The sequence below is a fragment of the Streptomyces marincola genome (assembly GCF_020410765.1).
In the GTDB taxonomy this organism is placed as follows: domain Bacteria; phylum Actinomycetota; class Actinomycetes; order Streptomycetales; family Streptomycetaceae; genus Streptomyces; species Streptomyces marincola.
In genome coordinates this window covers 983,275-1,002,578 of sequence record NZ_CP084541.1, presented here as the reverse complement: position 1 = coordinate 1,002,578, position 19,304 = coordinate 983,275, and the positions used below count along the sequence as shown (strand labels likewise).

The following is a 19,304-nucleotide window of genomic DNA, read 5'->3' as shown; positions in this document are numbered from 1 at the left end:
TCCACGCACACGCGGAAAGCGCTTCCCGCGCCGCCCGCCAGCTGAGAACGGAGAAGCGGAATGGCCGATGCCGTCAAGGAACGGACCCGGCCCCCGCGGCGCCGCCGTGGCGGAAGCTCACCACGCTCCCTGCCGTACCTGCTGATCGCGCCCGCGGGGCTGCTGATGCTGGGCTTCATCGCCTACCCGATGCTCAGCGTCATCTACTACAGCCTCCAGCACTACAACGTCACCAAGCCCTGGCGGGACGGCTTCGCCGGGCTCGACAACTTCCGGGAGATCTTCACCGACGACCCCTTCTTCTGGGACACGCTCCTCTTCAGCGCGAAATGGGTCTTCGTCGAGGTCAGCCTCCAGCTGGTCTTCGGCCTGGCCCTCGCCCTGATCATCAACCAGACCTTCATCGGCCGCGGCCTGGCCCGCGCCCTGGTGTTCTCGCCCTGGGCCGTCTCCGGCGTGCTCACCAGCACCATCTGGCTGCTGATCTACAACCCGTCGACCGGCATCAACCGGTACCTGGCCGACGCGGGCATCGGCGAGTACGGAACGTCGGTGCTCGCCGACACCGGAACGGTCTTCTGGGGCGCCGTCATCGCCGAACTGTGGCGCGGCGTCCCGTTCTTCGCCATCCTCATCCTCGCCGACCTCCAGTCCGTGTCGAAGGACCTGTACGAGGCCGCGTCCGTCGACGGCGCGAGCCGGGTGCGCCAGTTCTGGCACATCACGCTTCCGCACCTGCGGGACGCGATCGTGCTCTCCACCCTGCTGCGCGCGGTCTGGGAGTTCAACAACGTCGACCTGCTCTACACCCTCACGGGCGGCGGTCCCGCGGGCGAGACGACCACCCTGCCGCTGTACGTGGCCCAGACCGGCATCCACGGCAACGAGTTCGGTTACGCCTCGGCCCTGACGACCGTCGCCTTCGTGATCCTCCTGTTCTGTTCGATCCTCTATTTGCGCCTGAGCAAGTTCGGAGGCGACGACAAATGACCGCCGCAGTCATCGACCGGGAGACGGCGCCCGCGTCCGCCCCTCCGGCGCCTCCCGCCAAGCGCCGCCGCAACCGGCCCATCGACCAGCCGCCCCGCTGGCAGATCTTCCTGCCGCTCGGCCTCTACCTGCTGTTCACCCTGATCCCTTTCTACTGGATGCTGCTGTTCGCGCTGCGCGAGCCGGGCTCCGACTCGCTCGTGCCCTGGCCCATGACCGGGCAGCACTTCGAAAAGGTGTGGAACGAGCGCGGGTTCGACACCTACTTCCTCAACAGCATGTACGTGGGCATCGCGTCCATGCTGATGACGATGCTGGTCGCGCTGTCCGGCGGCTACGCGCTGGCCCGCTTCAAGTTCCGCCTGCGGATGCCGTTCATGCTGGCGCTGCTGTGCTCGCAGTTCATCCCGGGCGCGCTCATGCTGGTGCCGCTGTTCGAGATCTTCCGCGAACTCCAGCTGCTGAACTCGCTGTGGAGCGTGATCATCGCCGAGACGGTGTTCCAGCTGCCGCTGTCGATGATCCTCATCGCGGGGTTCATCAGGAACGTGCCGCCCTCGCTCGAAGAGGCCGCGTGGGTGGACGGCTGCTCACGGCTGCGGGCCTTCCTCGCGATCGTGCTGCCGCTGCTGCGGCCCGGCCTGATCGCGGTCGGGTCCTTCGCCTTCGTGCACAGCTGGAACCACTTCCTGTTCGCGCTGATGTTCCTCAACGCGCAGGACAAGCAGACCATCCCGGTCGGCCTGAACACCCTGATCGGCTCCGACAGCGTGGACCTCGGCGCGCTCGCCGCGGGCGGTGTCGTGGCCGCGGTGCCGGTCGTCCTCGTCTTCGCCTTCATCCAGCGGTGGCTGATCACCGGCTTCAGCGCGGGGGCGGTGAAGGGATGACGGAGCCGTTGCCCATCGTGCTCGCCGGGGCGCGCGGCCACGGCCGCTGGCACCTGGCCAACATCCGCCGCCTCGCCGAGCGCGACGTGGTCCGGCTGGTCGGCGTGTGCGAGCTGACGCCGCTCGCACCGGCGGAACTCGACGGCCTCGGGCACCCCAGGCAGTCGGACGACCTGCCGGGGCTGCTGGCCGGCACCGGCGCCGAGGCGGCCGTGGTGTGCACCCCGATCCACACCCACGCCGACCTGGGCCGCGCCGCCGCGCGGGCGGGCGTCCACCTGCTGCTGGAGAAGCCGCCCACGCCGTCGCTCGCCGCGTTCCGGCGGCTGGCGGCCGACGTCGGCGGCGCGGGCGTCGCCTGCCAGGTCGGGTTCCAGTCGCTCGGCTCCGAGGCGATCGACCGCATCCGCGCCCTGGTCGCGGACGGTGCCATCGGCGCCGTCCGCGGCATCGGCGCCGCCGGCGCGTGGGTGCGCGAGGAGGCGTACTGGCGGCGCGCGCCGTGGGGCGGGCTGCGCACGCTCGACGGCCGCGACGTCGTCGACGGCGTGCTGACCAACCCGCTGGCGCACGCCGTGGCCACCGCGCTGCGCATCGAGGGCGCGGACCGCGCCGGGGACGTCGAGTCCGTCGACCTTGAGCTGTACCGGGTCAACGACATCGCCGCCGACGACACCTCCTGCGCGCGCATCCGCACCACCACGGGCCGTTCCATCGTCGCCGCGGTCACCCTGGCCGCCGAGCGTCCCGGCGACCCGTACGTCGTCGTGCACGGCGACCGCGGGCGCATCACCTTCTGGTACAAGGCCGACCGGGTCCGGGTCGAACGCGCCGGGCACGATCCTGAGACCACCGAGCACGGGCGGACCGACCTGCTCGCCAACCTCGTCGCCCACCTGCGCCACGGCGAACCGCTGCTCGTGCCCCTGGAGCGCACCGGCGCGTTCACCCGCGTCGTGGAGGCCGTGCGCACCGCGCCCGACCCGGTGGCGCTGCCCCCGGCCGCGTGGCGCAGCGAGCCGGGGGTGCAGGGGCCGCGCCGGGTCATCCCCGGCGTCGACGCGCTGACCGAGGCCGGCGCGCAGCGGCTCGCCCTCTACTCGGAGTTGGGCGCCCCCTGGGCGCGGCGCGCGGAGGCCGGCCGGTGACCGCGTGGCCGGGGGAGCACTACACCAACCCGGTGCTCGCCGCGGACTGGTCGGACCCGGACGCGATCCGGGTCGGGGACGACTTCTACCTGACGGCGTCGAGCTTCGGCCGCGTGCCGGGACTGCCGTTGCTGCACTCGCGTGACCTGGTCAACTGGCGCATCGTCGGCCACGCGCTCGACCGGCTCGATCCGGTGGGCGAGTTCGCCGTTCCGCGGCACGACAGCGGGGTGTGGGCGCCGTCGCTGCGGCACCACGCGGGCCGCTTCTGGATCTTCTGGGGCGACCCGGACCGCGGCATCTTCCGCGTCGAGGCGCCCGCCGTCACCGGCCCGTGGTCGCCGCCGCTGCTGCTCAAGGAGGGCAAGGGGCTCATCGACCCGTGCCCGCTGTGGGACGAGGACGGGCGGGCGTACCTGGTGCACGGCTGGGCCAAGTCCCGCTCCGGGGTCAAGAACCGGCTGACCGGCCACCGGATGAGCGAGGACGCCACCGCGCTCCTCGACGAGGGGCGGGTCATCGTGGACGGGGACGCGCTGCCCGGCTGGTTCACCCTTGAGGGGCCGAAGCTGTACCGGCACGGCGGCTGGTACTGGATCTTCGCCCCGGCGGGTTCCGTGGAGACCGGCTGGCAGGGCGCGTTCCGCTCCCGCGACTTCTTCGGCCCCTACGAGGAGCGCGTCGTGCTCGCGCAGGGGGACACCGACGTCAACGGCCCGCACCAGGGCGCCTGGGTGGACACCAGGGACGGCGGGCACTGGTTCCTGCACTTCCAGCGGCGCGGCGCGTTCGGCCGGGTGGTGCACCTCCAGCCCATGGAGTGGGGGCCCGACGGCTGGCCCGTGCTCGGCGACAACGGCCGGCCCGTCGCCTCCCACCCGGTGCCGGTCCCGGGCGGGCCGCGCGAGGCGCCGGCCACCGACGACGACTTCCCCGGCGGGCGGTTCGGCCCGCAGTGGACCTGGACGGCCAACCCCGCGCCTGGCCTGACCGCGCCGCCCGGCGGCGCGGAGGCGGGGGCGGACGGGCTGCGGCTGGTGTGCCGCCGCACGCCGCACGTGCACGACCTGCGGCGGCTGCCCTCCGTTCTCACGCAGCGGCTGCCCGTCGGCCCGGTCACCGTGTCCGTCGACCTGTCCCTGGACGCGGAGGAGCCGGGCGCGCGGGCCGGGCTCACCGTCCTGGGCGACGCGTTCTCCTGGATCGGGCTCGAACGGGCGGCCGACGGCGGTGTGCTGCTGGTGCACCGCTTCGCCGAGCAGGTCGCCGAGCGGGAACGGGACGCCGCCGTGCCCTACCGGGTCGAGGACGGCCGGGCGCGGCTGACCGTGCAGGTCACCGCGGACGGGCGGTGCGGATTCTCGGCGGCGGCGCCGCACGCGCGGGCCTCGGGCCCCGAGTTCGCGGCCGTCCCGTGGCGCTGGGTCGGCGCCCAGCTCGGCCTGTTCGCCGCGGCCCCCGCGGGGGAGGGGACCGCGGGCCCGCCGGGCGAGGACCGCGCGGGGCTCGCCACCTTCCGCCGCTTCCGCGTCACCTGAACACCCGGACGCCACTCCGGCGACGTTCCGGTTCGTCCCCCCGCACCACACGCAACTCATTCCTGCAAGGGAGCAGCCTGATGAGACGACACCTGCCGCGTGGCTTCGCCGCCGCCGTTTCCGTGCTCGCCCTCGCCGCGACCGCCACCGCCTGCGGCGACGACGGCACGGCGGAGGGCGGGGAGGGCGACGGCACCGGCACGATCACCTTCTGGGACAACAACGGCGGCGTCCGCACGGACGTGTGGAACGAGATCATCGCCGCCTTCGAGGAGGAGAACCCCGACATCGAGGTCGAGTACGTCGGTGTCCCGATCAACGAGGTGCAGTCCAAGTACGACGCCGCGATCCAGGGCGGCGAGGGCCTGCCGGACGTGGGCGGTGTCAGCACCTCCTACCTGGCCAACATCGTGGCGCAGGGCGCCCTCGACCCGGTCGCGGACCGGCTCGCGGAGAGCTCTTTGGACGGGCAGCTGATGCCGGCCATGCTGGAGAGCGTCGAGGCCACGGTCGGCGAGGAGGGCGAGCTGTACTCCGTGCCGACCTCGGCGAACCAGGGCGTGCTGTGGTACCGCACCGACCTCTTCGCCGAGGCCGGGCTCGAACCGCCCACCGACTGGGACAAGTTCTTCACCGCGGCGGAGGAGCTGACCGACCGCGGCGGCAACCGGTTCGGCTTCACGCTGCGCGGCGGCGAGGGCTCGGTGGCCCAGGCGCTCGACGCGATGTACGCGCAGTCGGGCATCGCCTCCTTCTGGGAGGGCGACCAGAGCACGGTGAACGCCCCGGCCAACGTCGAGGCCCTGGAACGGTACGTCGGGCTGTACAACGAGGTCACGCCGGAGGCCGACCTCAACAGCGACTTCACGAACATGGTCGCGACCTTCACCGGCGGAACGGTCGGGATGGTGCAGCACAACCTGGGCTCCTACCCCGACCACGTGGCCGCGTTCGGCGAGGACGGGGTCGCCGGGGTGCCGATGCCCGCGCCCGAGCCGGGCGGGGCGCACACGTTCGTGTCCAACCCGGTGGACGGGCTCGGCCTCTTCAGGGCCAGCGACAACAAGGAAGCGGCCTGGCGGTTCATCGAGTTCGCCGCGTCGCACGAGATGAACAGCCTGTGGAACGAGTCGGCCGGCCAGATACCCGCGAACACCGCGGCGCTTGAGGACGACTGGATCGCGCAGGCCCCGCCCACCGCGGCGGCGGTGGAGGCGCTGAGCGACGAGCGCACCACCATCGTGCAGCTGCCGTACTACCTGCCCGACTGGAACAACATCACCAAGGCGGACACCGAGCCCAACTTCCAGCGGCTGCTGCTCGGTGAGATGACCGCCCAGGAATTCGCCGACGACTTGGCCCAGCGCTTCAACGAGGCGGAGGCCGAGTGGCGGGAGCAGCGGCCCTGATCCCTCGCGGGCCGGCCGCGCGGCCGGCCCGCGCCCTTTCCTACGGCAGGAGAGCCGTGATGAACCGCACACACAGAAGACGCAGACACATCCGACTGACCGCTCTCACCGGCTGCGCCGCGCTCGCGTTCGGCCTCGCCGCCGTGCCGCAGGCGTCGGCCGCGCACGGGCGGGGCGGCGACCAGGCGCGCGCGGTGCTGCCGGCCGGCGACGGCTGGGGCTCGGCGGAGGGCTCGGTCACCGGGGGAGCGGCGGCCGGGCGCGGCGACGTCGTGACCGTCTCCACTCGCGAGGAGTTGGCCACCGCGCTCGCCGAGGGCGGCGACACCCCCAAGATCGTCCGCGTCGACGGCACGATCGACGCCAACACCGATGCCGCCGGGCGCCCGTTGACGTGCGAGGACTACGCCGTCGACGGCTACACGCTGGACGGCTACCTGGCGGCCTACGACCCCGAGGTGTGGGGCCGGGACGCCGAGCCGTCGGGGCCGCTTGAGGACGCCCGCGTCGCCTCGGCGGAGCGGCAGAAGGAACGCGTCGTCCTGAACGTCCCCTCGAACACCACGATCATCGGCACCGGGCGGGACGCGCGGCTGCTGGGCGCCACGCTGGACGTGCGCCGCGCGGAGAACGTCATCATCCGCAACCTGACGTTCGAGGACACCTTCGACTGCTTCCCGCAGTGGGACCCGACGGACGGCGATCTCGGCGCGTGGAACTCGGAGTACGACAGCCTCGTGCTGTACGGCTCCCGGCACGTGTGGGTGGACCACAACACGTTCACCGACGGCCGCAGGCCCGACGCGGAGCAGCCGGAATACTTCGGCCGGCTGTTCCAGCAGCACGACGGGCAGCTCGACATCGTGCGCGGCAGCGACCTGGTCACGGTCAGCTGGAACGTCTTCACCGAGCACGACAAGACGATCCTGCTGGGCAACAGCGACGGTGCCGCGGCGGACGACCGGGGCAAGCTGCGCACGACGTTCCACCACAACCTGTTCCACAACGTCAACGAGCGGGCGCCGCGCGTGCGGTACGGCCAGGTCGACGTCTACAACAACCACTTCCGGCAGGACGCGGGAGCCAGGTACGGGTACAGCTGGGGCATCGGCATCGAGTCGGCGCTGGTGGCCGAGTACAACGCGTTCACGCTGCCCAGGGGCGTCGCGCCGGCGCAGGTGCTGCACCGGTGGACGGCCGGTACGTCGGTGACCGAGCGGGGCAACTGGGTGAACCACAGGCCCGTGGACCTGCTGGGCGCCTACCAGCGGGCCAACCCCGACGCGCCGCTCGGTGACGACGCCGGCTGGCGGCCCGTGCTGCGCGACCGGGTGGACCACCCGCTGCTGGTGCCGCTGCTCGTGGACCGCTGGGCCGGGGCCGGCCGCCTGCGCTGACCCCCGCCCTCCGCTCCTCCCGCACCCCGGCCCTCCTCCCCTCACCCGATAGGGGGACAATCGGCCCTGGCCTGAAAGCAGTGGTCGGACGGAGAGGGAGGCACGCAGGTGCGGGAGGGCGGGAACAGCGCAGTGCGGGAGGGCGGGAAAGGCGCGGTGCGGGAGGATGTCGCCGCGGCGGGCAGGGTGTGGGCGGTGCACGAGCTGCTCGACGAGTCGGCGCGGCACGCGGCGCGCGGGGCGGTGCGGGGCACGGTGGAGCCGGGGTACGAGCCGCTGCGCGAGGCGTTCGCCGCCGTCGCGGGCGACGGCGCGCAGCTCGCCGTGCGGGTGGCCGGCCGCCAGGTCGCGGATCTGTGGACCGGCGAGGACGTCACGGCCGACAGCCTGACCGGCGTGTTCTCCTCGACCAAGGGGGCCGCGTTCCTGGTGCTCGCGCTGCTCGCCCAGGAGGGCTCGGTCCGTCTCGACCGCGAGGTCGCCGCCTACTGGCCGGAGTTCGCCGCCGAGGGCAAGGGCGCGGTCACCGTGCGGGACCTCGCCGGGCACCGGGCCGGCGCCATCGGCACCGCCGACGGGTTCACGCCGGCCGAGGTGGCGGACGACGCCGCGCTGGCCGCCCGGCTCGCGCCGCACCGGCCGTACTGGCGGCCGGGCGCGACGTTCGGCTACCACGCGCTGACGGTCGGGGCGCTGGTGGGCGAGGTCGTCCGCCGGGCCACCGGCGCGACCCTCAAGCAGGTCTACGACGAACGCGTCCGCCGTCCCTACGGCGTGGACGTCCACCTCGGCCTGCCGGAGGCGGAGGAGCCGCGGGTGCTGCCCGTGCTGCCGCCCGCGCCGGCGCCAGCGGACCTGGGCGCGGTGCCCGAGGCGCCCGACAGCATCGCGGGAATAGCGGGCAACCTGCACCACCGCGAGCCGACGGTGCTGGCCGCGCTGCCGAACGCGCGCGAGGTCCGCGCGGGCGGGCAGGCGTCGGTGGCCGGTGTCGGTTCCGCCCGCGGCCTCGCGCGGCTCTACGCCGCCGCCGTCACCGGTGTGGACGGCCGGCCGCCGCTGCTGAGCGCGGCGACGGCCGCGGAGTGCGCCCGCCCGTTCTCCGCCGGGCACGACCTGGTGCTGGGCGTGCCGCGGGCCTACGGGCTCGGCTTCATGACGGCCCGGCCGTTCCTCGGCGCCGACGCGTTCGGCCACGACGGGGCGGGCGGGTCGATGGCGTTCGCCGACCCCGCCCGCGCCCTCGCGTTCGGCTTCGTGCCCCGCCGGTTCCCCGGGCCCGGCGGCGCGGGCCCGGGGACGGAGCGTCTTGCCGCCCTGGCGCGGGACTGCGCGCGCCGGGCCGGCTGACGGTCAGCGGGGCCAGATCGGCGGGTCGTTGACGAACGCTCCGCCGATGTGCGCCTGGTCGGGGCGCGAGGTGTCCAGCTCGCCGTGCTCGGCGATCAGCCGGGCGGCGAAGACCTCGGAGTCGTCCTCGGGCTCGAAGCCCAGTGCCCGGGTGGGCGCGAGGTCCCACATCGTGCGGGTGTTGGCCGAGGAGCCGTAGACGACGGCGTGCCCGACGTTCTCGGCGCGCAGCGCGGCGTCGAACAGCCGGGCGCCGTCGGCGGGGCTGAGCCACACCGACAGCATCCGGACCGAGGTCGGCTCGGGGAAGCAGGAGCCGATGCGGATGGAGACCGTCTCGATGCCGAACTTGTCCCAGTACAGCTGCGCCAGGTCCTCGCCGAAGCACTTCGACAGGCCGTAGAAGGTGTCGGGCCGGCGCGGGGCGTCCACCGGGAGCGGCGGCGCGCCGGGCGCGGGCCAGGGAGTGTGGCCGACGACGTGGTTGCTCGACGCGAACACGACGCGGCGCACGCCCTCGGCCCGCGCGGCCTCGTACAGGTTGTAGGTGCCTTCGATATTGGCCCGGAGAATCTTGTCGAAGGTGGATTCCAGGGAGATCCCGGCGAGGTGGACAATCGCGTCGGTGCCCCGGACGGCGGCCCGCAGCGCGTCGTGGTCGGCCAGGTCCGCCGTGATCGCGGCGGGTTCCCCCGGCACCGGTACGACGTCGAGGAGCCTGAGGTCGTAGCCGTGCGGCGGCAGCAGCTCGCGCATCAGCGTGCCGACGCCCCCCGCGGCGCCGGTGAGGAGAACGGTGCGGCGTTCGGCGGACCGGTCCGCCGGCGCTTCAGGCATCGTGGAGTCTCCGTCCATGAATATATTCTTGAATACCATTCATATATGAAGACACGCTAGAGGGTGAGCGGGGAGGCGTCAACGACTCCTTGACCGCTCATTCCGGCCTCAACTAGCGTGTCTGTTCAGCTATATGGACGCCGATCATAATCGTGTACGGCCCAGGGAGTAGGGACACGATGACCGAACCCGCGCTCGCCCATCGCCTCGATGGTCTGCTGTTCTTTCCCGTGACCGCCTTCGCCCCCGACGGCTCGCTCGCCCTCGACACCTACCGCGCCCACGTGCGCGCGGGCGTCGACGCCGGGGCGGGCGCCGTGTTCGCCGCGTGCGGAACGGGGGAGTTCCACGCCCTCACGCGGGAGGACTTCCGCGCCTGCGTCACGGCGGCGGTCGAGGAGGTGGCCGGCGCGGTGCCCGTCGTGGCCGGCACCGGCTACGGCACCGCGACCGCCGTGGAGTTCGCGCGCGTCGCGGAGGAGTCGGGCGCCGACGGCCTGCTCGCCCTGCCGCCCTACCTGGTGCGGGCCGGCCAGCGCGGGCTGCTGCGGCACTACACGGAACTGGCCGCGGCCACGCGCCTGGACGTCATCGTCTACCAGCGGGACAACGCGGTGTTCACCCCGGAGACCGTCGTCGAGCTGGCCAGGACACCCGGCATCGTCGGCTTCAAGGACGGCCTCGGCGACCTCGACCTGCTCCAGCGCACCCTCTCGGCCGTGCGCACCGAACTGCCCGGCACGCCGTTCCGCTGGTTCAACGGGCTGCCCACCGCCGAGCTGACCGGCCTCGCCTACCGGGGCATCGGCGTCCGGCTGTACTCGTCCGCCGTCTTCTGCTTCGCCCCGGAGATCGCGCTCGCCTTCCACAGCGCGCTGGAGGAGGGCGACGAGGAGCGGGCGCGCCTCCTCCTCGACGGCTTCTACCGGCCCCTGGTCGAGCTGCGCAACCGCGGCAACGGCTACGCCGTCTCCCTGGTCAAGGCCGGCGTGCGGCTGCGCGGTCTCGACGTCGGCGAGGTCCGCCCGCCCCTGGCGGAACCCGAGCCGGCGCACGTCGCGGAGCTGGCCGCCCTCATCGAGCACGGCCTCGAACTGGTGGGCAAGTGATGCGCGCCGCGGCCTTCGTCTACCCCTGGGACATCGTCGGCGACCCGGCCGCCGCGGGCCGCCTCGCCGGACTCGGCGTGCGCCAGGCCACGCTCGCCGCCGCCTACCACAGCACGCGCGCGCTCACCCCCGACCACCCCGGGCACCGCGTCGTCACCGCGCGGCACTCCGCGATCTACTACCCGCCGGGCGAGGACCGGTGGGCGGGGCGCGCGCTGCGCCCCTACCGGCAGGACTGGGTGCCGGGCGCCGACCCCTTCGGCGAGGCAGCCGCCGCCCTCGCCGGGGCGGGGGTCGAGGTGCACTCCTGGGTGATCCTGGCCCACAACTCCCGGCTCGGCGAGGAGCACCCCGAGATCACCGTGCGCAACGCCTACGGCGACCGCTACCCGTGGGCGCCCTGCATCGCCCGCGAGGAGGTGCGCGCCTACGCCGCCGCCCTGGCCGCCGAGGCCGCCGTGCGCCCCGGCGCGGCCGGCACCGAGCTGGAGTCCTGCGGCTGGTACGGCCTGGCGCACCTGCACGCACACGACAAGATCGGCGGCGCGCCGCTCGGCCCGGTCGGCACCTACCTGATGTCGCTGTGCTTCTGCGAGGTCTGCCGCGCCGGCTACGCCGCCGAGGGCGCCGACCCCGAGGAACTGCGCGCGGCCGTCGTGCGCGCCCTCGACCCGGTGTTCTCGGGGCGGCCCGCCCCGGCGGCGGGCGACCGCGAGGCCGAGTGGACCGAGATCGCCGCGCTCCTGGGCGACCGCCTCGCCCCCGCCGTCGCGGCCTGGCGCGCCGGCGCGGCCACGGCCTTCCAGCGGGAGGCCGTCGCCGCGGTGCGCGCCGCGGCGCCGCCCGGTTTCCGCGTCCTGCTGCACGCCGACCCGGCGCCGCACCGCTGCGGCGCCAACGTCGGCGTCGACCCCGCCGGCGTCCTGGCGCACGCCGACGGCGTCGTGGTCCCCTGCACGGGGGACGCGGCGGAACGGGTCGCGGCGCTCGGCCCGTTCGCCGCGCACCGCGGGGCCGGAACGACCGTCGCGGCCAACCTCACCGTGGTCACCGGCATGGGCGGGCGGCCGGGGACCCTGGCGGCGGACGCGGAGCACGCCGCCTCGCTCGGCGCCGACGAGCTGCGGCTCTACCACGCAGGGCTGGCGACGCGCGCCGACCTCGACGCGGTCGCCGCGGCGCTCGGCAGGCTGGGCCGGGAGGGCGCAATCCCGTAACGGTGCGGCATCGTGTGACACCCCGGAAACCCGGGCGGGGCGCTGGTCAGGCAGAATGCCCCGGTCCCCGATGGAGTTCACCCTAGGATCCCGCCATGCCGTCACGCCCGCCGTCACGCACCACCGACCACGAACGCGGGCCCGCGCCCGGGCGCCTGGACGCGTTCTTCCAGATCTCCGCGCGTGGCTCCACGCTCGGCAGGGAAGTGCGCGGCGGCTTCGCCACGTTCTTCACCATGGCGTACATCCTGGTGCTCAACCCGGTGATCCTCAGCGGGGCCACGGACATCAACGGTGACCAGCTGTCCGTCGAGCAGCTGGTCACCGTCACCGCGCTCGTCGCCGCCGTGATGACGGTCCTGATGGGCGTCACCGCCAACCTGCCGCTCGCGCTCGCCGCGGGCCTGGGCATCAACGCGATGGTGGCCTACCAGATCGCGCCGAGGATGACCTGGCCCGAGGCCATGGGCCTGGTGGTGATCGAGGGCATCATCCTGTGCGTGCTGTCCGCCACAGGGCTGCGCGAGGCCGTCATGAACGCGATCCCCATGGGGCTCAAGCAGGCCATCGGCGTGGGCATCGGCCTGTTCATCGCGCTGATCGGCTTCGTGGACGCGGGCTTCACCTCGGGCCAGGAGATGTCCCCGCCGCTGGCGCTCGGCGGCACCGGCGAACTGAACGGCTGGCCCGTCCTGATCTTCTGCCTCGGCCTGCTGCTGACCCTCGCGCTGCTGGCGCGCCGGGTCAAGGGCGCCATCCTCATCAGCATCGTCACCATGACCGTGCTCGCCATCGTGGTGAACGCGATCGCCGACATCGGGGACGCCGAGTGGGGCCTGTCCGTGCCCAGCGTGCCGGACGACGTGATCGCGACGCCCGACTTCGGGCTGCTCGGTGAGTTCAGCCTGCTCGGCGCGTTCGGGGAGATCAGCTTCATCACCGTCGTCCTGCTGATCTTCACGCTGTTCCTCACCGACTTCTTCGACACCATGGGCACGGCCGTCGGCGTCACCAGCGAGGCGGGACTGCTGGACGAGAAGGGCCGCGTGCCGCGCCTGGGCCGGCTGCTGTTCGTCGACGGCCTGGCCGCCGTGGCCGGGGGCGCCGCGTCCGCGTCGTCCAACACCTCGTACGTCGAGTCGGCCGCGGGCGTCGGCGAGGGCGCGCGCACCGGGTTCGCCAACCTCGTCACCGGCGCGCTCTTCGCGCTCGCGCTGTTCTTCGCGCCGCTGGCCGCCGTCGTTCCCTCGCAGGCCGCGACCCCGGCCCTGGTCGCCGTCGGCTTCCTGATGATGACGCAGGTGGGCCGCATCGACTGGGCCGACCTCAACCTGGCCATCCCGGCGTTCGTGACGATCGCGATCATGCCGTTCACCTACTCCATCACCAACGGCATCGGCGCGGGCTTCGTGACGTTCGTGCTGCTCAAGGTCGTGCTCGGCCGCACCCGCGAGGTCACCTGGCTGCTGTGGCTGACCGCCGGGCTGTTCGTGGTGTACTTCGCGATCAACCCCATCGAGCAGCTGCTCGGCGTCTCATGACGCGCCTGATCCGCACCTCCGCGCGCGTCCTGCTGCTGGACGCGGCCGACCGGCTGCTGCTGTTCCACATGGCGGCGCACGGCACGTCGCCCGAGTGCTGGATGACCCCGGGCGGCGGCGTGCGCCGGCGCGAGACGCTGCGCGCGGCGGCGGAGCGCGAGCTGTGGGAGGAGACCGGGCTGCGCGTTCCCGAGGACGCCGCGTTCCCGTACGTGGCCATGACCGGCGGCCACGCCGACCTGTCCTGGGCCAGCGGCCGGTTCGAGGACCACTTCTTCCTGCTGCGCGTCCCGGAGCACGCCGTGGACACCAGCCGCATGGAGGACCGGGAGCGCGGCACGACGCTCGGGCACCGCTGGTGGCCGCCCGCGGAACTGGCCGCGACCACCGAGCGGATCATCCCGTTCGGCCTGCCTCCGCTGCTCGCCGCCGTGGCCGAGGGGCGCATACCGCCCGAGCCGGTCCCGCTTCCCTGGCACCACTGACCGGGGCCGGCGGCCGGCGTCAGCCCCGGTAGCAGTTGAGGTAGACCCTGCCGCCCGGCTCCACGCTCTCGCCGGCCGGCGGCTCGGTGTAGCGGACGGCGTCCTCCGGCAGGCAGCCCTGGGCGTCGTCCGGATAGCTGGACGGCATGGTGTCGAGCCCCAGGGCCTTGAGCGCCGCGTCGGCCTCGGCGAACGGCCGGCCGCTGACGTCGGGGATCCGCACCGGGCCGCCCTCGGCCGGCGGCTCCTCGCCCTCCTGCGGCCCCGTCGAGACGAGCAGGGTGACCATGCCGCCCACCGGGTGCTGCGTCCCGCCGGCGGGAGAGGTGCCCGTGACCTCGCCCGCCGGCGCCGCGCCGGGGGCGTCCTGCCGCCCGGTCTGGAACCCGGCGGCCACCAGGGCCGCCTCGGCCTCCTCGAACGGCAGGCCCGTGACGTCGGGCACGGGCGCGGTCTGCGGTTCCTCAGGCGGCGCCTCGGCGCGCACGGTCAGGGTGACGGTGCTGCCCGGTTCCACCTCCGCGTGCCGCCCGGGATCCTGGGCCAGCACCGTCCCGACGGGCACGTCCGTGTCCGTCGGCTGGGGCTCCTCGACGACGTCGAGACCCAGCGCCTCCAACTCCTCGCGGGCCCGGTCCACGGGGTCGCCGACGACGTCGGGGACCTCGACCGACTCGGAGCCCGAGGACATGATGAGGGTGACGAGACCGCCGGGGCCGATCTCCGTACCCGCGGCCGGGCTGGTCACGCAGACGGTGTCCTCGGCCGCCTCGCACGGCCTGCTGCCGCCCTCCGCGACCTCGAAATCGTCGGCCGCGGCCCGTTCCTCCGCCTCTTCGAGCGACAGCCCGGCCAGGTCGGGGACGGTCAGGTCCGCCGTGCCGCCGCCGCTGTCGTCGCCGTTCAGCAGGAACAGACCCGCGCCCACGGCCACGGCGAGCACCAGCGCGAGCACGCCGAGGACGACGGGCAGCCGGTTCCGCTTCGGCGCGGGGCGCCGCCGGCCGGCACGGTGGTGCGGCGCGGCTCCCGTCACCGGCGGGAGCGTCGCGGTCGCGGAGGCGGGCGCGGCCGGCAGCGCCGCGGTCGGCGGCTCCGGCGCGGCCCGGCCGGCCGCGGCCGGCGACCGCCCGCCGAGCACCGCCTCGATGTCGTCGCGCATCTCGGCCGCGCTCTGGTAGCGGTAGTGCCGGTCCTTCGCCAGCGCCTTGAGGACGATCGCGTCCACCTCGGCCGGGATGCCGGGCACCAGGCCGCTCGGCGGGCCGGGCTCCTCGGTGACGTGCTGGTAGGCCACGGCCACCGGCGAATCGCCGGTGAACGGCGGCCGTCCCGTCAGCAGCTCGTGGAGCAGGCAGCCGGTGGAGTACAGGTCGGAACGGGTGTCGACCTGCTCGCCCCTGGCCTGTTCCGGCGAGAGGTAGTGGGCGGTGCCGATGACCGAGTCGGTCTGCGTCATGGTCATCCCCGCGTCGCCCATCGCCCGGGCGATCCCGAAGTCCATCACCTTGACCCGGCCCGAGGCGGTGAGCATGACGTTGGCGGGCTTGATGTCGCGGTGCACGATCCCGTGCGCGTGGGCGTAGTCCAGCGCCTCCAGGACCCCCGCGCACATCTCAAGGCCCCACTCCGGCGGCCCCGGGCCGTCGGAGAGCAGTTCGCGCAGGGTGGAGCCCTGGGCGTACTCCATGACGATGAACGGCGTCGGGACGCCCTCGATCTCGTCCTCGCCGGTGTCGTAGACGGCGACGACGGCCGGGTGGTTCAGCGAGGCCGCGGACTGCGCCTCGCGGCGGAACCTGGCCTGGAAGACGGTGTCCCTGGCCAGGTCGCGCAGCAGCAGCTTGACCGCCACCTGGCGGGCAAGGCGCCGGTCGTGCGCCAGGTGGACCTCCGCCATCCCCCCGCGCCCCAGCACCCCCAGCAGTTCGTACCGGTCAGCCACCGAACCCGGTGCGCTCATCAACGTCTGTTCTCCCCGCACGCCGCCGACCAGGGGCGGGGCGGTCATCGCCGCACACCCCTCCGAGGCCAAACTACCGGAACGGGGCGGGGCAGTTGAGCGTGCCCTGCGGCAACGGCGGGCGGGCGCCGCGCCCACCCGCCGAGGAGGCGGTGACCCGTTCTGGGCACCGGCGGCGGGGGCCTGCGGAGGGGCGATCACCTTGAAATAACCTTGAATGGTGAACTATGCGAGCGGCAGCACCACGGCGGGCAGGCGGCCCCGGCAGCGCCGGGCCGGCCGGGGGGACCTGCGTGAGGACGCCCTGCTCGCCGCGGCCGAGGACCTGCTGCGGGAGACCCCGCCGGGGCGGATCACCGTCGAGTCCATCGCCGCCGCCGCCGGGCTCTCCCGTTCCTCCGTGTACTTCTACTTCGACGGCAAGAACGCGGTCGTCGCGGCCGTGGTGCACCGCGGCATCAGCCGCATGATCGCCGGGATCGAGGACGAGCTCGCGGCCGACCGCTCGGCGACCGCGGGTTCGGCCGCCGACCGGCTGATCGGCGTGGTCGTGGACAACTGGCGCGCCTACGGCTTCGTCTTCAGGGCCGGGGCCGCGCTGATCGACCGGGAGCCCGCCGTGCGGGAGGTGTTCGACGCGCTGTTCGACCGGACCGCGGACGTCCTCGCCGCGGCCGTCCGGCGGGACCGGACCCGCGGGGTGCCGGTGGCGGGGCCCGAGGACAGCGACTGGCAGCGCGCCCGCGCCCTCGCCTGCATGGCCGAGCGCAGCCTCTACCTGCTGTTCACGCGGGAGCACTCGGCGGAGGACGAGGCGGCGCTCGCCGACGCCCTGACCTTCCTCCTCCGCCGGGGGCTCGGCTACGCGTAGCGGGCGCCCGGCGCCGCGTCCGGACGCACCAGGCCGCGGGCCGAGCCGCGGCCGGGGCGTCCTGCCCCGGCGGGGGCAGGGCCTACAGGTGCCTGGTGGCCAGGGTCAGCCGGTCGCGGGCGTCGAACAAAGCCTCGCGGATCAGCTGTTCGTGCGCCGGCGTCAGCCGGGCCACGGGCACGGAGCAGCTGATCGCGTCCCTGGCGGGCGTGCGGTAGGGGATGGCGATGCCGAAGCAGCTCAGCCCCAGGGTGTTCTCCTCGCGGTCCGTGGCGTAGCCGCGTTCGCGGATCTGCGCCAGCTCGGCGATCAGCTGCTCGCGGTCGGTGAGGGTGTGCTCGGTCAGCCGGTCGAGGCGCTCGGGGAGCAGCGCGCGCACGCGTTCGTCGCTGTGGGTGGCGAGCAGCGCCTTGCCGAGCGAGGTGGAGTGCGCGGGCAGCCGGCGGCCGACGCGGGTGAAGGGGCGCAGGTAGTGCTCGGACTGCCGGGTCGAGAGGTAGACGACGTTGGTGCCTTCGAGGCGCGCGAGGTGGATGGTCTCGCTGGTGTCGTCCGAGAGCCGGTCGAGCGTGGGCCTGGCCGCCGCCACGACCTCGTCGCCGTCGATGTAGGAGGTGCCGACCAGCAGCGCCCTGACGCCGATGCCGTAGCGGGTGCCGGTGGCGTCGGTCTCGACCCAGCCCAGGTCCACCAGTGTGCGCAGCAGCATGTAGAGGCTGGACTTGGGGTACCCGACGGCCGTCTGGACATCGGCGAGGGAATGCATGCCGGGGCTGCCCGCGAAGAATTCGAGCAACTCCACCGTGCGGACCGCGGACTTGACCTGGGACCCGCCCGTCTCACCGGCTGGCATCGCCTTGCCCCCTTGTTCGAACCGCTATAGAGTCCCCAGCGATATTCACATACAGGGACGATGTTCAATATCTCGAACGCACTATAGCGAACGTCGCCCTGTGGCAGCAGACGTTCGGCAGGAGGAGCGATTCCGGTGGCAGAACCAGTGTGGAGTGTCGACCCCCGAACCGGAAACCAGCGCGAGCAGGTGGCGACCGAGGCCACGGCCGCGGATGTCGACGCCGCGGTCCGGGCGGGCGAGGCCGCGCGCGCCGCCCTGGCCGACCGGGAGGCCCGCATCGCGCTGCTGCGCGCCGCGGCCGACGAACTTGAGGCGGACGGCGAGCGGATCATCGCCGCCGCCGACGCCGAGACCGCGCTGGGCGAGACCAGGCTCACCGGCGAACTCGCCCGCACCACCGGTCAGTTGCGGGCCTTCGCCCGGGAGATCGAGGACGGCGCCTACCTGGGCGTCATCATCGACCACGCCGACACCTCCCTCACCCCGCCCCGCCCCGACCTGCGGCGCTACCGCATCCCGCTGGGCGTCGTGGCCGTCTACGCCGCCTCCAACTTCCCGCTCGCCTTCTCCGTGCCGGGCGGCGACACCGCCAGCGCCCTGGCCGCCGGCTGCCCCGTGGTCGTCAAGGCCCACCCCGACCACCCGGCCACCTCGGAGCTGGCCGGCGCCGCGCTGCGCCGCGGCGCGGCCAAGGCCGGCCTGCCCGAGGACGTCGTCTCGGTCGTGCACGGCTTCGACGCCGGCGTGGAACTGGTCAAGCACCCGCTGGTGGCGGCGGCCGGGTTCACCGGCTCCGTGCACGGCGGCCGTGCGCTGTTCGACGCGGCGGCGGCCCGGCCGGTGCCGATCCCGTTCCACGGTGAACTCGGCAGCCTCAACCCGGTGCTCGTGACCGAGGACGCGGCCCGCGAGCGCGGCGCCGAGATCGGCGCGGGCCTGGCCGGGTCCATGACGATGGGCACCGGGCAGTTCTGCACCAAGCCCGGCTTCGTGCTGGCGCCGGCCGGCGAGGCGGGCGACGCCCTCCTCGACGCGCTGACCGCGGGGGTCGCCGAGGCCGCGCCCGGCGTGCTGCTCGACGGCCGGATGCGGGACGCGTTCCTCGCGGGCGTGCGCGAGCGCGCCGCGCTCGACGGCGTGACGACGCCGGTGGCCGCGGGCGAGGGCGCGGCGGACGGCGCCGGCAGGACCGTCGCCGCCGGCGTCCTCGCCGTCGACGCCGGCCGCCTGGCCGCCGAGGGGCCGCACGACCTGCTGCTCGAAGAGTGCTTCGGCCCGGTCACCGTCCTCGCCCGCTACCGGGACGCCGACGAGGCCACCGCCGTCCTCGGTCGCCTGCCTGGCAACCTCACCGCCACGGTGCACCTGAGCGCCGCGGAGGGCGAGGGCGCCGGCGGCACGGGCGCGCGGCTGCTCGCCGAACTGACCCCGCTGGCCGGCCGCGTGCTGGTGAACGGCTGGCCCACCGGCGTCGCCGTCACCCCGGCCCAGCAGCACGGCGGTCCCTACCCCGCCACCACGTCCACCTCCACCTCCGTCGGCGCGACCGCCATCGAACGCTGGCTGCGTCCGGTGGCGTACCAGAACGCGCCTGCCGCGCTGCTGCCGCCCGAGCTGCGCGACGACAACCCGCTCGGCCTGCCGCGCCGGGTCGACGGGCGGCACGAGAGCTGACGTTCCGTGGCCGCCGCCAAGTGAACGGT

The 19,304-nt window shown here is 73.9% G+C and carries 16 protein-coding genes; 13 read left to right on the top strand and 3 right to left on the bottom strand.

Going from position 1 to position 19,304, the window contains the following annotated elements:
* The first annotated feature begins 60 nt into the window (after nt 1–60).
* From LC193_RS04295 to LC193_RS04265, 7 genes are all read left to right on the top strand, one after another.
* Nucleotides 61–990: a carbohydrate ABC transporter permease gene (locus tag LC193_RS04295; RefSeq protein ID WP_086161228.1), complete on the top strand. Its 930-nt coding sequence runs from the start codon at nt 61–63 to the stop codon at nt 988–990.
* The gene (locus tag LC193_RS04290; protein WP_086161229.1) at nt 987–1,880 is read left to right on the top strand and encodes a carbohydrate ABC transporter permease; all 894 of its coding nucleotides are present in this window, start codon (nt 987–989) and stop codon (nt 1,878–1,880) included. The genes LC193_RS04295 and LC193_RS04290 overlap by 4 nt, the downstream gene beginning before the upstream one ends.
* Nucleotides 1,877–3,028, top strand: a complete 1,152-nt coding sequence (locus LC193_RS04285; RefSeq protein WP_226071695.1) for a Gfo/Idh/MocA family protein — start codon at nt 1,877–1,879, stop codon at nt 3,026–3,028. Before LC193_RS04290 ends, LC193_RS04285 begins: the two co-directional genes overlap by 4 nt.
* Nucleotides 3,025–4,566, top strand: coding sequence for a glycoside hydrolase family 43 protein (locus LC193_RS04280; RefSeq protein ID WP_226071694.1), 1,542 nt, complete (start codon nt 3,025–3,027; stop codon nt 4,564–4,566). Before LC193_RS04285 ends, LC193_RS04280 begins: the two co-directional genes overlap by 4 nt.
* An 80-nt stretch (nt 4,567–4,646) precedes the next feature.
* Nucleotides 4,647–5,975 carry an ABC transporter substrate-binding protein gene (locus tag LC193_RS04275; protein WP_226071693.1) on the top strand — a complete coding sequence of 443 codons (1,329 nt, stop codon included), beginning with the start codon at nt 4,647–4,649 and terminating at the stop codon, nt 5,973–5,975.
* A gap of 59 nt (nt 5,976–6,034) precedes the next feature.
* Complete coding sequence (locus tag LC193_RS04270; RefSeq protein ID WP_226071691.1) at nt 6,035–7,372, top strand: pectate lyase family protein; 1,338 nt, start codon at nt 6,035–6,037, stop codon at nt 7,370–7,372.
* A 243-nt stretch (nt 7,373–7,615) separates the two neighbouring features.
* On the top strand, nt 7,616–8,722 hold the full coding sequence (locus tag LC193_RS04265) for a serine hydrolase domain-containing protein (RefSeq protein ID WP_226078476.1): 1,107 nt from the start codon (nt 7,616–7,618) through the stop codon (nt 8,720–8,722).
* Between the two features lie 3 nt (nt 8,723–8,725).
* On the opposite strand, the gene LC193_RS04260 is transcribed toward LC193_RS04265, so the two are convergent.
* Nucleotides 8,726–9,577, bottom strand: coding sequence for an NAD-dependent epimerase/dehydratase family protein (locus tag LC193_RS04260; protein ID WP_226071690.1), 852 nt, complete (start codon nt 9,575–9,577; stop codon nt 8,726–8,728).
* Between the two features lie 161 nt (nt 9,578–9,738).
* Here LC193_RS04260 and LC193_RS04255 point away from each other — a divergent pair, with 161 nt between their 5' ends.
* The 4 genes from LC193_RS04255 to LC193_RS04240 all read left to right on the top strand — a co-directional run bounded on the left by LC193_RS04255 (nt 9,739) and on the right by LC193_RS04240 (nt 13,911).
* Entirely contained in the window at nt 9,739–10,668 is a 930-nt protein-coding gene (locus tag LC193_RS04255; RefSeq protein WP_226071689.1) for a 5-dehydro-4-deoxyglucarate dehydratase, read from the top strand.
* On the top strand, nt 10,668–11,885 hold the full coding sequence (locus tag LC193_RS04250; protein ID WP_226071688.1) for a hypothetical protein: 1,218 nt from the start codon (nt 10,668–10,670) through the stop codon (nt 11,883–11,885). Before LC193_RS04255 ends, LC193_RS04250 begins: the two co-directional genes overlap by 1 nt.
* Before the next feature lie 95 nt (nt 11,886–11,980).
* The gene (locus LC193_RS04245) at nt 11,981–13,426 is read left to right on the top strand and encodes an NCS2 family permease (protein WP_226071687.1); all 1,446 of its coding nucleotides are present in this window, start codon (nt 11,981–11,983) and stop codon (nt 13,424–13,426) included.
* Nucleotides 13,423–13,911, top strand: coding sequence for an NUDIX hydrolase (locus LC193_RS04240; protein WP_226071685.1), 489 nt, complete (start codon nt 13,423–13,425; stop codon nt 13,909–13,911). Before LC193_RS04245 ends, LC193_RS04240 begins: the two co-directional genes overlap by 4 nt.
* A gap of 19 nt (nt 13,912–13,930) precedes the next feature.
* Here the strand turns inward: LC193_RS04240 and pknB are convergent, their stop codons facing one another.
* The gene (gene pknB, locus LC193_RS04235) at nt 13,931–15,874 is read right to left on the bottom strand and encodes a Stk1 family PASTA domain-containing Ser/Thr kinase (protein WP_404819515.1); all 1,944 of its coding nucleotides are present in this window, start codon (nt 15,872–15,874) and stop codon (nt 13,931–13,933) included.
* A 217-nt stretch (nt 15,875–16,091) separates the two neighbouring features.
* Here pknB and LC193_RS04230 point away from each other — a divergent pair, with 217 nt between their 5' ends.
* Entirely contained in the window at nt 16,092–16,745 is a 654-nt protein-coding gene (locus LC193_RS04230; RefSeq protein WP_226071682.1) for a TetR/AcrR family transcriptional regulator, read from the top strand.
* A gap of 82 nt (nt 16,746–16,827) precedes the next feature.
* Here the strand turns inward: LC193_RS04230 and LC193_RS04225 are convergent, their stop codons facing one another.
* Nucleotides 16,828–17,598, bottom strand: coding sequence for an IclR family transcriptional regulator (locus LC193_RS04225; RefSeq protein WP_226071681.1), 771 nt, complete (start codon nt 17,596–17,598; stop codon nt 16,828–16,830).
* A gap of 135 nt (nt 17,599–17,733) precedes the next feature.
* Here LC193_RS04225 and LC193_RS04220 point away from each other — a divergent pair, with 135 nt between their 5' ends.
* Nucleotides 17,734–19,275 carry an aldehyde dehydrogenase (NADP(+)) gene (locus LC193_RS04220; RefSeq protein ID WP_226071680.1) on the top strand — a complete coding sequence of 514 codons (1,542 nt, stop codon included), beginning with the start codon at nt 17,734–17,736 and terminating at the stop codon, nt 19,273–19,275.
* Nucleotides 19,276–19,304: the final 29 nt, after the last annotated feature.